Origin of the sequence: Arthrobacter sp. 7Tela_A1 (genome assembly GCF_049311065.1) — a bacterium.
In the GTDB taxonomy this organism is placed as follows: Bacteria; Actinomycetota; Actinomycetes; order Actinomycetales; family Micrococcaceae; genus Arthrobacter_B.
Genome location: NZ_JAXIOO010000040.1, coordinates 16,182 through 30,078, shown reverse-complemented (window position 1 = coordinate 30,078; position 13,897 = coordinate 16,182). Strand labels below are relative to the sequence as shown.

General features: G+C 63.6%; 8 protein-coding genes. 7 read left to right on the top strand and 1 reads right to left on the bottom strand.

Translation table 11 applies throughout. The annotated features are described in order from the left end of the window. The 3 genes from TVB01_RS14150 to TVB01_RS14140 all read left to right on the top strand — a co-directional run. Positions 1–938, top strand: a 938-nt coding sequence (locus tag TVB01_RS14150; protein ID WP_422456550.1) for an AAA family ATPase, incomplete at its 5' end; no start/stop codon positions are given. An 88-nt stretch (positions 939–1,026) separates the two neighbouring features. Then, on the top strand, positions 1,027–5,856 hold the full coding sequence (locus tag TVB01_RS14145; protein WP_422456549.1) for an NAD-glutamate dehydrogenase: 4,830 nt from the start codon (positions 1,027–1,029) through the stop codon (positions 5,854–5,856). 15 nt (positions 5,857–5,871) lie between these two features. Further along, complete coding sequence (locus tag TVB01_RS14140) at positions 5,872–7,353, top strand: sensor histidine kinase (protein WP_422456548.1); 1,482 nt, start codon at positions 5,872–5,874, stop codon at positions 7,351–7,353. Positions 7,354–7,496: 143 nt separating this feature from the next. Here the strand turns inward: TVB01_RS14140 and TVB01_RS14135 are convergent, their stop codons facing one another. Continuing rightward, positions 7,497–7,745, bottom strand: a complete 249-nt coding sequence (locus TVB01_RS14135) for a WhiB family transcriptional regulator (RefSeq protein ID WP_227894501.1) — start codon at positions 7,743–7,745, stop codon at positions 7,497–7,499. Between the two features lie 254 nt (positions 7,746–7,999). Here TVB01_RS14135 and TVB01_RS14130 point away from each other — a divergent pair, with 254 nt between their 5' ends. The 4 genes from TVB01_RS14130 (at position 8,000) to TVB01_RS14115 (ending at position 13,896) form a co-directional block, all read left to right on the top strand. After that, positions 8,000–8,425, top strand: a complete 426-nt coding sequence (locus tag TVB01_RS14130; RefSeq protein ID WP_422456547.1) for a hypothetical protein — start codon at positions 8,000–8,002, stop codon at positions 8,423–8,425. A 110-nt stretch (positions 8,426–8,535) separates the two neighbouring features. Next, on the top strand, positions 8,536–10,620 hold the full coding sequence (locus tag TVB01_RS14125) for an acyltransferase family protein (RefSeq protein ID WP_422456546.1): 2,085 nt from the start codon (positions 8,536–8,538) through the stop codon (positions 10,618–10,620). An 88-nt stretch (positions 10,621–10,708) separates the two neighbouring features. Then, positions 10,709–11,896, top strand: a complete 1,188-nt coding sequence (gene glf, locus TVB01_RS14120) for a UDP-galactopyranose mutase (protein ID WP_422456545.1) — start codon at positions 10,709–10,711, stop codon at positions 11,894–11,896. Further along, positions 11,893–13,896: a glycosyltransferase gene (locus tag TVB01_RS14115; RefSeq protein ID WP_422456544.1), complete on the top strand. Its 2,004-nt coding sequence runs from the start codon at positions 11,893–11,895 to the stop codon at positions 13,894–13,896. The genes glf and TVB01_RS14115 overlap by 4 nt, the downstream gene beginning before the upstream one ends. Position 13,897: the final 1 nt, after the last annotated feature.

Below are 13,897 nucleotides of genomic sequence, written 5' to 3'. Positions count from 1 at the left end.
GCGGTGCGGCGCGGGCCGACCCCGGACTGCCTTTCCGGCTGTGGACCTTGGGGGAAAGCCCGGCTGGCGGGGGCGGGGAGGCACTCCGGGACCGGAGGGGGAGCGTGGTCGCGGTCTGGGGTCCGGCCGGAGCACCAGGCAGGACTACCCTGGCACTCAATCTGGCTGCCGAGGCAGCTGCGGCGGGGAGCACGGTGCTCCTCATCGATGCAGACACCTATGCCCCAAGCATCGCCGCAGCGCTGGGCCTCACGGAAGAATCAGCCGGCATAGCCCAGGCCTGCCGCCTGGCCGACCAGGGATTGCTGGACGAAGGCTCGCTGGCTGGCAGCACCATCAGCCTGGAGGTGACTGGGCGGCGGATGAGCGTGCTGACCGGAATCACCAGGTCCGACCGATGGATTGAAATCCGCGGGACAGCACTCCAACGGGTCCTGGAGCAGTCCCGGAGCATCGCCGACATCACGGTGGTCGACTGCGGTTTCAGCGTCGAATCCGATGAGGAGCTCAGCTTCGACACGATGGCACCCCGCCGCAACGCGGCAACACTGATCGCGCTCGAATCTGCTGACACTGTCTATGCCGTCGGAGCGGCCGATCCCATAGGCGTCCCCCGGCTGGTCCGTGCCCTGACCGAGCTTCTGGCAGCCGTGCCGGCGGTGTCTCCGCTGGTCGTGCTCAACAAGGTCAGGCGTTCCGCAGCGGGCCGTGCGCCCGAACGCCAGTTGACTGAGGCCTGGGAACGGTTTGGGCCCGGGACGATCGACGCTTTCCTTCCTGCCGACTGGGAAGCTGCGGACGCAGCGCTGCTGGCCGGAACAGTCCTGCTGGAAACAGCGCCGTCCTCGCCGCTTCGGACTGCCATCGCGGCACTGGCAAATGTTCCCGCCGGTACGCGCCGCAGAGGGCGACGACACCGCAGGGCCGGAGCAAAGTGACCTTTTCCTTCGCTACGGGATAGGCTCGTAACAAAATGGGGCGCAACGGAGCGTTCCCCACGAGCGGCGAATTTCGGAGGCGTATTACATGTCGTCTGGATCCAACACTACGGATCTGTCCAGTTCGGATACTTCCCTTGAGGATTTCATCGGGAATTACTACGAGCATCTGGCGGCTGAAGATGCCGAGCTCTATCCGCGGGAAGTCCTGCAGGAGCGCGCCGAGGAGCACCGCCGGCTGGCCTGGACCCGGGCCGATGGGACCGCTGCAGTGGACATTTTCGATCAGGCGGATTCAAGCGTCATCCTGATCGTTACCGATGACATGCCGTTCCTCGTGGACTCAGTCACCGCCGAGATCGTCCGGCAGAACAGCGGCATCCGGCTCATGGTCCACCCCACCTTCCTAGCGACCAGGAACCGGGAGAGCGACACGCTGCAGCGTCTGCGGCGGGTACCGAGCGCGGTCGGGGTATCAAGCGGTGATACTGCTGCCCTGCCGAACATATCCGGCCTGCTCGGCGCCGCTGACGAGACCACGAGGATTGAATCGTGGATCGCCGTGGAGGTGCCCCGCCTCACTGATCCGGGCCGCCGCGAAGAGATGGTCCGGGGACTCGAACGGGTGCTTTCCGACGTCCGGCTGTCAGTCCAGGACTGGCCGGCCATGAGGGCAAAGGTCCACGAGATCGCCGGCGAACTTGGCTCCGTGGCCCACGGTGTCCCGGACCTGAATCAAGCCCGTGAACTCCTGACCTGGCTGGACAACGGCAACTTCACGTTCCTGGGATACCGCGAGTATGACCTCCTCAACGAGAACGGAGAGGACGTACTTCGGGCGACGTCCGGCAGTGGCCTGGGACTGCTGCGCCGCCAGTCCGAAGCCCGTAAAGTCCAGCACCTGACCACCGCCGGACGAGCCAAGGCACGCGAGAAGCGCGCCTTGGTGATCACCAAGGCGAACTCCCGGTCCACGGTCCACCGCGCAGCCTACTTCGACTACATCGGGGTGAAGCGCTTCGATGCTGACGGCAACGTCAACGGCGAACGCAGGTTCATCGGACTTTTTGCCACCGGCGCGTACACGGGATCGGTGCGCAACATTCCGATCCTGCGGGAAAAGGTCAAGGAGGTCATGCAGCGCTCCGGCTTCCCGGCGGATTCGCATTCCGGCAAGGACATGCTGGCCATCATGGAAACCTTCCCGCGCGACGAGCTCTTCCAGATCGACGTCGACGGGCTGCTGGAGACGGCACACGGCATCCTCCGGCTTCAGGAACGCAGGAGGACCAGGCTTTTCCTCCGGCCGGATGTCTATGGGCGGTTTATGTCCGCCATGGTGTTCCTGCCCCGCGACCGCTACACGACGTCGGTCCGGCTGCGGATCCAGGACGAGCTGCGTTCCACCTTCAACGGTGAATCGATCGACTACGAAGCACGGCTCACTGAGTCGGCGCTGGCCCGGCTGTTCTTCCGGATCCGGCTGCCGAAGGGAGCCGAGATCGCAGATATCGACGCCGCCGCCCTGGAGCGCCGCCTGGTCAGCGCAACTCGTTCCTGGTCCGAAGGAATCAACGAAGCGCTCCGCAGCAAGTTCGACCGGGAACAGGCCGAAACCCTCTCCGACCTGTGGGCTGACGCCTTTCCCATGGATTACCGGGTGGGTTACGAAGTCGAGGACGCCCTCGAAGACATCGCCCGTTTCGAGGACCGCCTGCAGCAGCCGGACAACGCGCCCGAGCTGTTCGTCTACATCCCGGAAGAGATGGGCGAGGGAACAGACGCCCGGCTGAAGCTGTACCTTCTTCAGCCGCGTTCGCTCACCCAGATCCTCCCGTTCCTGCACAACCTGGGACTGGAAGTCCAGGACGAACGGCCATTCGAGATCCGGCGGCAGGACGGCGTCGAACTTTACCTCTACGATTTTGGCCTTCGTTACCGGGCCGGCGTGGATCCGCTGAAGACCGGCCCCCTCCTCGCGGAAGCGTTCCGGGCTGGCATTTCCGGTGCGAGCGAATCCGACGCGTTTGACCGGCTGGTTTTGGGGCAGGGACTGGGCTGGCGTGAGGTCGTAATCTTCCGCAGTTATGCCAAGTACATGCGGCAGATGGGCAACACGAACTCCTACGGATTCATTGCCGACACCCTGATGGCCAACCCTCGGGTCACCGCTGCGCTGGGACGGCTTTTCCGGGCCCGCTTTGACCCCGGTGCGGACGACGCCGCCCGGGAAGCCGACGTCGAAGCGGCCAAGGCGGAGCTTGAGTCCGGGCTTGAGCAGGTGCCAACGCTGGACGCGGACCGGGTCCTGCGGACGTTTGCCAACCTGATCGAAGCTACCCTGCGGACGAACTTCTACCAGGACAAACCGCATGTGAGCTTCAAGCTCAACACTGCGGCGATCGAAGGCGCGCCGTTCCCGCGGCCCAAATATGAGATCTGGGTGTATTCCCCGCGCGTCGAGGGCGTGCACCTGCGTTTCGGTGAGGTTGCCCGCGGCGGCTTGCGCTGGTCCGACCGGCGGGAGGACTTCCGTACCGAAATCCTGGGTCTGGTCAAGGCACAGACAGTCAAGAACGCCGTCATCGTGCCCACCGGAGCGAAGGGCGGGTTCTACGCGAAACAACTGCCGGATCCCGGGCAGGACCGGGCAGCCTGGATGGAGGAGGGCAAGGAGAGCTACCGCACCTTCATCCGCGGGCTCCTGGACATCACGGACAACCTGGTGGTGACCCAGGAAGGTGAAGAGGTTGTCCCGCCTGAGCGAGTAGTACGCCACGACGGCGAGGACAGCTACCTCGTGGTTGCGGCCGACAAAGGCACGGCGTCCTTCTCTGACATCGCGAATGAACTCTCGGCCGAATACGGCTTCTGGCTGGGGGACGCGTTCGCGTCCGGCGGCTCAGTCGGCTATGACCACAAAGCCATGGGAATCACGGCGCGCGGCGCCTGGGAATCGGTGAAGCGGCACTTCACCGAGCTTGGCGTGGATACCCAGACCGAAGACTTCACGGCCGTGGGCGTGGGGGATATGAGCGGGGACGTTTTCGGCAACGGCATGCTGCTCTCAGAGCACATCCGCCTGGTCGCCGCGTTCGACCACCGCCACGTCTTCCTGGACCCCAACCCGGATGCAGCCAGCTCCCATGCGGAACGGCGCCGGCTCTTCGAGCTCCCGCGGTCCTCGTGGGCAGACTACGACGAATCGCTCATCAGTTCCGGCGGCGGGATCTACCCGCGCCAGTCCAAGAGCATTCCGATCAGCGCAGAGGTCCGCCACGCGCTCGGACTGGACGCCGGCGTCACCCGCCTGAGCCCGCCGGAGCTGCTGCGAGCCATCCTCAAGGCACCTGTCGACCTGCTGTACAACGGGGGCATTGGCACGTACATCAAGTCGTCGGCCGAATCCAACTCCGAGGTGGGGGACAAGGCCAACGACGCGATCCGCATCGACGGCAAGGACGTGCGGGCCAAGGTCATCGGTGAAGGCGGCAACCTGGGCATGACCCAGCGCGGACGCATCGAAGCGGCGCTGACCGGCGTCATCCTCAACACGGACGCGATCGACAACTCGGCCGGAGTGGACTGCTCCGACCACGAGGTGAACATCAAGATCTTCGTGGACCGGATGGTTGCAGCCGGACGGCTGGATGCCTCCGAGCGCTCGGAGTTCCTGCACTCCATGACCGATGAGGTCGGAAAACTGGTGCTCCAGGACAACATCGACCAGAACATGCTGCTGCTGAACGACCGCCAGCGCGTGATCGAGTGGAGCCCCAGCTTCGAGCGCCTGATGGACTGGCTGGAGGAGCACGCCGGCCTGGACCGTGCCCTCGAGGCGCTGCCCACGAACGAGGAGCTTCGTTCCCGTGTGGCCGAAGGCCACGGCCTGACCGCTCCGGAGCTGTCCGTACTGGCTGCGTACGCCAAGATCGAACTCACCCGGGCCTTGACGGCATCTGATCTGGCGGATGACCCCTACTTCCGCGGCACGCTGCGCCGGTACTTCCCCAGGCAGCTGGTGGAACGCTTTGATGACCAGCTGGACACGCATCCGCTGCGCCGCGAGATCATCTCCACCATGGTTGCCAACGACATGATCAACATTGGCGGCATCACGTTCGCCTTCCGGGTCATGGAAGAGACTTCAGCTAACGAGGCCACGGTTGCCCGTGCGTTCAGTGCGCTGAGGGAGATCTACGCAATCGACGACGTCGTTGCGGCGCTGGGTGAGCTTCCGGCCAGTTTCCCAACAGAGACCTGGAGCCGGATCCACCTGGACATGCGCCGTCTGCTGGACCGTGCGGTCCGCTGGTTTGTGAACCACGTGGGACGCGGAACCTCCATTGACGAGGACATTCAGGCCTTCAAACCTATCGTGGAGCCGCTGCGGAAGGACCTGATGCGCTTTATGCGCGGAGCCGACCGCGACCGCGTTGAATCAGCACTGGAGGAAGCAGCCGGCTGGGACGTGCCCAAGGACCTTGGCACCTACTGGGCAGAGCAGTTCGAAAGCTACGGACTGCTCGACGTCGCACTGGCGACCCGGCAGGTCGACGAACCCGCCGAGAACATCGCCGCGGTCTACTACGCCGTCTACGACCGTTATGGGATCGACGACCTGCTGGAGCGGATCACCAAGCTCCCCCGCGGGGACCGGTGGCAGGCACTGGCCCGTGCCGCCCTGCGTGACGACCTGTACTCCACGGTTGCGGACATGACAGTCGCAGCGCTGCAGGCCACGCCGTCCATGGATGGTGCTGACCCGGTGGCCCGGGTCGAGGCGTGGGAGCAGGAAAATGCAGACAACCTGGAGCGCGCCACCAAGATGTTCGCCGAGGTCAACCAGCTTGAGCAGGACGACATGGCCTCGCTGTCTGTCGCGCTGCGCCTGCTGCGCTCGATTGTCAGGCGCTAACGGGGCCTATTAGACATGGCAATCTTTACCGATCCGATCAAGGACCATGCGGACTTCGGGCCGGGGGACGCCGAGTGGCTCCACCTGCTGGTGGGGGACTGGCAGCTGGTCGCAGACCTCGCGTTTGCCGACCTCGCGCTCTGGTTCCCGCTGCCGGACGGCGGTTACGTGGCGCTCGCCCATGCCCGCCCCTCGACGTCGCACACTGTTTTCCACAGTGACTTCGTGGGGGAGCGGATGCGCGGGGACCTGCAGCCGCTGGTCGATAAGGCCTGGGAGTCCCAAACCATAGAACGGTCGAGCGAGACCAACTGGACAGCCGACACGGCGATGCGGGTGGAAGCGATTCCTTTCGTGCGCAACGGCCGGACACTTGCAGTGGTCACGTCGCATATGGACCTCTCCAGCTCCCGCATGCCGTCCCGGCTCGAGCTCACGTACCGCCAGTGCGCCTACGACCTGCTGCGGATGGGGACCCTGGGATTGTGGCCTGATTTTGCCACTCCCACCGGGTCCCGCCGCGGAGCTCCGCGTGTCGGAGACGGCCTCATCAGGCTCGACGCCCAGGGAGTGGTGCAGTACGCCAGCCCCAACGGCGTCTCGGCGTTCCGCCGGTTGGGGGATATGGAGACGCTCGAAGGGCGCCCGCTCGCAGAAATTACCACGGCGCTGCTCAAGGACCGCAGGATGGTGGACGAGACACTGCCACTGGTGGTGACCGGCCGGATGCCGTGGCGCACGGAAATCGAGTCGCGCGGCGTAAGCCTGTCGCTGCGTGCCATTCCGCTGCGGGACGAAAAGGAACGGTTCGGAGCGCTCGTGCTGTGCCGCGACGTATCGGAGCTGCGCCGCCGCGAGATGGAGCTCGTCTCCAAGGACGCGACGATCCGCGAGATCCACCACCGGGTCAAGAACAACCTGCAGACCGTGGCTGCGCTGCTGCGCATGCAGTCACGCCGGATGGAAAGCGAAGAGGGAAAGCTGGGGCTGGCGCAGGCTATGCGGCGGGTTTCGACCATCGCGCTGGTCCACGAGACGCTCTCCCAGGGGCTCACCCAAAACGTGGACTTCGACGAACTCATTGACCGGCAGTTCCGGCTTTCAGCCGAGGTGGCCTCGCCGCTGCAGCCTGTGCGGACCGAACGGCAGGGGACCTTCGGTGAACTGCCCAGCGATTTCGCGACGCCGCTGGCCCTGGTGATCAATGAACTGGTGACCAACGCCGTCGAACACGGGCTTTCCGGTCCGGACGGCGGAACTGTGTGGCTCAACGCGGAGCGGCACCGAAACGCCGAAAACGAAGAAACGCTGACCGTGACGGTGTCCGACGACGGCGTAGGGCTTCCCCCTGAGCCGCGGCGAGAGGGGCTGGGACTCCAGATTGTCCGCACCCTGGTCCAAAGCGAACTGGCCGGAACGATCGAATGGACCCTCCGCCCGGGCGGAGGGACTGAGGTACGGGTCGAGATGGGACTGGAGAGCGCGCGCAAGCGCTAGGAGTCGGTCCCCGATCCGCCCCAGCCGCAAGACCGGACCGCACACACAACGATGGGCCGCTGCCGCGGCCGCGGCCCATCGTGTCCAGGCGGGGTGCCTGGCTAAGTCTTGGTGGAAAAGGACTCCCGTGAGTCCCTCTCTTCCTAGGAAGCCCGGCGCGCCCTCGCGGCACGGCGCTTCAGAGCACGGCGTTCATCTTCGCTCATGCCGCCCCAGACGCCGGCGTCCTGTCCGGTTTCGATGGCCCACTGCAGGCAGGTATCGAGTACCGGGCACCGGCGGCATACGCTCTTGGCTTCTTCAATCTGAAGAAGAGCCGGGCCGGTGTTTCCCACAGGGAAGAACAGCTCCGGATCCTTGTCCAGACATGCTGCGCGGCTCCGCCAATCCATGCTAATCACTATCTCCTCTAAAAAGTTGACTCCGCTTGTTTGTGAAAACATTCACGAGCAACCACAAACTAAAGGGGCCGTTTTCGGCCCCGATCCCCTCTACTAGGGTGTCACGGCACGGAAACGCAAACAAGGGTTAACAAGCTGTTAATCTGCCGGAAATGATGAGTGATGCGTCACAAAGGCCCGTGGCCTCGGCCCGCTAGGCTGCCTAACCGGCACTGCTCCTAGAGCATGTCCGGTAGTGTGCCAGTGTGTCAAGACCCCAAGAATCCGCAGAACCGGCAGGACGTCCGCCTGCGGCGCTCCTGATCTCAGCCATCCTTGTCCTTGAAGCCCTGGGCCTCCTGGGCGTCGCTGCCTGGTACATCTACAACCTGCTGACCGCTACAGCCACATCTTTGGGCGGTGCCGTCTTCACCCTCATCCTGGTCATCGTTCTCGCGGTGTGGCTCCTGGTAGTGGGACACTTCTTCTTCCGCGGCATGCGCTGGACACGTGCCGCCGCGCTGGTCTGGCAGTTGTTCATGATCGTCCTTGCCGTGCCCACGCTGCAGGGCGGCATAGTGCCGGTGGGCCTGCTCCTGCTGCTTCCTGCCGCTGCGGTGATCCTGCTGCTGTTCACCAAGCCTGTCATTGCCTGGACTTCCCGGACCAGCGGAGATGCGCAGGCCTTCTAGGGTTTACCGCTGGATTCGTTGGATGACGCCCCGCATGTTTTCTGGTCAGTGGCGCGTGTGGCGGTAGACTGCCGGGCGGGGGCATGGAACGTTCGTAGTGAGAGGTACGTGTGACCCAGGAAGTAGTCGCTGCGCCGGAGCGCGACGGGAGGCGAAAGGCTCTCCCCGACCGTTCATACCGTCCGGAGGTCCAAGGACTTCGGGCGGTTGCCGTCCTGATGGTGGTGACGTACCACATCTGGTTCGGCAGGGTCTCGGGCGGCGTCGATATCTTCCTGCTGATATCCGCATTACTGCTCACCCTGTCATTCGTCCGCAAGGTGGAGGCTGGCAGGCCCCTGAAACTGGGCAGGTACTGGCTCCATCTCTTCAAGCGGCTGCTGCCCGCCGTCGTCGTCGTACTGCTCGGTGTGCTCACCGCGACAGCACTGTTCGTCCCACGCTCTCGCTGGACGGAGATTCTGTCCCAATCCTGGTCTTCCCTCTTTTACGTCCAAAACTGGGCGCTGGCCGCGAATTCCGTTGATTACTACGCCACGGACCAAAGCGTCGCCAGCCCGCTGCAGCATTTCTGGTCGCTGTCGGTCCAGGGGCAGGTTTTCATCCTTTGGCCCTTGCTCTTTGGACTCGCAGCGATCATCGCCCGGGCGACCAAGCTGCGGTTCCGAGTTGTTGTCCTGCTGGTCTTCGGCGCCGTTTTCACCGCATCGCTTACTTTCTCGATCTACGAGACCTACACCAACCAGGTGCATGCCTACTTCGACACCCGGACGCGTCTTTGGGAGTTTGCCTTCGGGACGCTGCTGGCGCTTTCCCTTCCGTACCTGAAATTCCCCCAGCCGCTGCGGGTCCTGGCCGGATGGATCGGCCTTGCTGCCATGCTCTCCGGCGGGTTCATCCTGGACGTTCAGGGCCAGTTCCCCGGGTATGTCGCGTTGTGGCCCCTGGTTGCGGCGGCCTTGGTCATCGCCGCCGGCGAGACGGGCAGTCCGGTGGGCGCTGACCGCTTCCTGACGTGGAAACCGCTGATCCGGCTGGGCGACATGTCATACGCTCTCTACCTGTGGCACTGGCCTGTCCTGATCATCTATCTGATCTGGCGGGGACGTGAAGAAGCGGGTCCGCTGGAAGGAACCGCCATCATCGCCCTTTCCCTTGTGCTGGCCTACCTCACGACCCGCTTTATTGAGCGTCCACTGCGCTCCATGGCGTGGACGGAGAAGAAGGGGCGGGCGGCGATCGTCATCGGCGTGTGCGTTGCCCTTGCAGCAGCGCCTGTGGCCGGCTGGCAAACGGCACTGCGACTGGAAAACGAGCGGGTTCAGTCTACGGCTGCGGTCAACAATCCCGGCGCTGCGGTACTTGACGCTGATTACGTCTACGAGGCGGACGAAGAAGCTGAACTGCTGCCGCTCCTAGAGCGAGCGGGTTCGGATTACGCAGACCTAAGCGCCCCATGCACCGGCCGGTTCGCGACAGATGCCCCGGCATTGCAAGGGTACGGGTGTACAGAGTACGTTTCGGCGCCTCATCCCGACAAAGTGCTGGTAGCTGTAGGCAACAGCCACGTGCAGCAATGGTTGGCCGCCATCGGCCCCATCGCCGAGGCGAAGAACTGGACGGTTATCGGATTGGCGCGGGGCGGGTGCCAGTTCGTTGACTACTCGGAGGGAATTTCGCAAGAGTGCAACGACCGCAACAGCCAGGCGCTCGAATACATACTCGACCTGCATCCTGATGCGGTGATCACAACGGCGACCTACTCAATTGGGGAGTATCCGCACGAACTGCTCCCCGGCGGATTCCTGGCCACCGCTAACGCAGTAATGGACCAGGGAATCCGGTTCATCGGGATACGGGACAATCCGAGACACACTGTCAATATGGCGACGTGTCCGGAGGACTACGGTGTGGACTCGGCAACATGCAATCCCGATTACGAATCTGTTCGGGCAGCGGAGTCACCGTTGCTGGAAATGGGTGCAATGCTTCCAGCCATGAGGCTCCTGGACGTCGATGATCTCGTCTGCCCGGAAGGCACCTGCCCGGCTGTCATCGGAAACGTTCGGGTCTACCTCGACGAAAACCATATCTCGGCAACCTATGCCAGAAGCATGGCACCGGCACTGCTGCCAAGACTTCTCGATGCACTAAATCTGGCGGACAGCAGATCACTGGTCCGGCTCGCACACTAGGAGCGAAATGCCTTCGCGGGTTTTGTCCGATAACCTTGACCGTTGGGTGAGTGCCGCAGGGCAGCCCGGAAACTAACAGGAGTGACAAGTGAACGTTGACCTCGTCGTCGTAGGGTCAGGCTTCTTCGGCCTCACCGTTGCTGAACGTGCTGCCAAGGAACTGGGACTGAAAGTCGCTGTCCTGGACCGCCGGCACCATATTGGTGGGAACGCGTACAGCGAGAACGAAGCCCAGACCGGAATTGAGGTACACCGCTATGGTGCGCACCTCTTCCACACCTCCAACGAGCGCGTTTGGAGCTACGTGAATGAGTTCACCCAGTTCACCAACTACGTGCACAAGGTGTACACCAGCCATAAGGGCGAGGTGTACCCCATGCCGATCAACCTGGGCACAATCAACCAGTTCTTCCGTTCCTCCATGGGCCCGGCCGAAGCGAGGGCCCTCATTCAGGAGCAGGCCGGCGAACTGGCCGGAACTGATCCACAGAACCTGAACGACAAGGGCATCCAGCTGATCGGCCGGCCGCTCTACGAAGCGTTCGTCAAGCACTACACCGGCAAGCAGTGGCAGACAGACCCCAGGAACCTCCCGGCGGAGATCATTTCCCGTCTCCCGGTCCGCTACACCTACGACAACCGGTACTTCAATGACAAGTACGAGGGCCTGCCCGTAGACGGCTACACCGCATGGATCGAGCGGATGGCCGACCACCCGAACATCCAGGTGCATCTCAAGACCGACTTCTTCGACGACGGACACGAGTTCTCCCGCGCCACCACCCTGGGCCAGGTTCCGGTGGTCTACACCGGACCCGTTGACCGGTACTTCGACTACGCCGAAGGCGACCTGTCCTGGCGCACGATCGACCTCGAGGAAGAGGTCCTGCCGATCGAGGACTTCCAGGGCACCTCGGTCATGAACTACCCGGACGAGGACGTTCCCTACACCCGCATCCATGAGTTCCGCCACTTCCACCCCGAGCGGGACTACACCAAGGACGCCACAGTCATCATGCGTGAGTTCTCCCGTTTCGCGGAAAAGGGCGACGAGCCCTACTACCCGGTCAACACCGCAGAGGACCGCACCAAGCTCCTCGCCTACCGCGACCTCGCGAAGGGCGAAAAGGATGTACTGTTCGGCGGCCGCCTTGGTACTTACAAGTACCTGGACATGCACATGGCCATCGGCTCGGCTCTTTCCATGTACGACAATAAGATCAAGCCCCACTTCACCGGGGGAGCCAAGCTGGAAAGCGGAGGAGTCGACGCGTGAGCAACGCCATCGTTGAAGACGACGGAAAAGCCGTTCAGGAGCAGTGGTCTACGCTCCAGCGCGTAGTCCTGCCTTCCCTGGACCAGCTGGACACGGTTCCGCTTTACCTCGATACCGGCAGCGCGACCGGCGTGCAGCTTTCCACGATGAACGGGGACGCGAAGGCCAGCAAGGCCGGGCCGACGATGTCTGCCCCGGGCAAGGAAGCCCACGCCGAGGACTTCCTTTCGCGTCACTCCACCTCGGTCCGCGCAGGTGAAAGGGTGTCGTTCGGCACGTACTTCAATGCCTTCCCGGCGAGTTATTGGCGCCGCTGGACCAATCTGGACACCGTGCGCTTGAGCGTCCGGACCACCGGAACCGGCGCGGTCAGCGTCTACAAGTCCAACGCCCGGGGCGCGCTCCAGCACGTGGAAACGCAGCGGGTCAGCGCTCCCGCTACCAGCACCTTCGAGCTGAGCCTGAAGCCCTTTGGCGACGGCGGCTGGTACTGGTTCGACCTGGTGGCCGGCTCCGAGCCGCTGATTCTTGAGGAAGCCGAATGGCAGGCCCCGGGTGCTCCGGTGAGCCAGGGCACGGTGACCCTTGAGATCACGACGCTGAACAAGACTGACTTCTGCCTGAACAACCTGCGCATTCTGGGTGAGCACCCCGAGGCCCTTAAGTGCCTCAAAGAGGTGCTGATCGTAGACCAAGGCACCCAGAAGGTAGCCGAGGCTGAAGGCTTCGCTGAAGTCGAGGCCCTGATGGATGGCAAGCTCCGCATCATCAACCAGGCGAACCTCGGCGGTTCCGGCGGCTTCGCCCGCGGCATGTTCGAGGCCGTGGAGAGCGGCAGCGACTACGTGCTCCTCCTGGACGACGACGTCGTTATGGAGCCTGAGAGCATCTCCCGCCTGGTGACCTTTGCCGACCGCTGCAAGACGCCCACCATCGTGGGCGGGCACATGTTCGACCTTTACAACCGCACAGTGCTGCACACCTTCGGCGAGACGGTGAATCCTTACCGCTTCCAGCCGGATCAGCCGCATTCCGAGCAGACCCTGGGGCACGATTTCGTCCGCTCCAACCTGCGGCAGACCTCGTGGCTGCACCGCCGTGTGGACGTTGACTACAACGGCTGGTGGATGTGCCTGATCCCTACCCAGGTGATCCGCGACATCGGACTGTCACTTCCTGTCTTCATCAAGTGGGACGACGCCGAATACGGACTGCGGGCGAAGAATGCAGGGTACCCGACGGTTTCGATGCCGGGCTCCGCGGTATGGCATGTTTCCTGGATCGACAAGGACGACCTTGTCGGCTGGCAGGCCTACTTCCACACCCGCAACCGCATGATCGCTGCGCTTCTGCACAGTCCGTATGAACACGGCGGCCGGGTGGTCCGGGAAACCGGCTACATGGACCTCAAGCACCTGATCTCCATGCAGTACTTCACGGCAGTCGGCCGGGCCATGGCCCTGCGCGACCTCCTGAAAGGACCCGAGCAGCTGCACGACCTGCTCCCGACCAAGCTGCCCGAGATCCGCGCCATGGTCTCAGAGTTTCCCGACGCCCAGATCCAGTCTGAGCCGGAGGCGTTCCCCGCGCCGGTGATGCACAAGCCGCCGCGCCGCGGACAGGGCTTCAGCGCGCCGTCCTACGTGACGCTGATTCCCTGGGCTGCGAAGACGGTGGTGAAGCAGCTGACCAAGAAGGTCCCCGAGACCAGCATGGAGCACCCGCAGGCCTACATTGCCCACCAGGACAACAAATGGTGGCGCATGTCCCAGTACGACAGCGCCGTGGTTTCCAACGCGGAAGGAACCGGTGCCTCCTGGTACCGGCGCGACCCGCAGCAGATGCGCGCACTGCTGGCTGAAAGCCTGCGCCTGAACGCGGAGATCCTGAAGAACTGGCAATCCCTGAGCGACCGCTACCGCAGCGCGCTGCCGCAGATTACCTCCTTCGAAGCCTGGAAGGCGACCTTCGAGAAGCACTCGGAAGACGAGGGACGGTAGG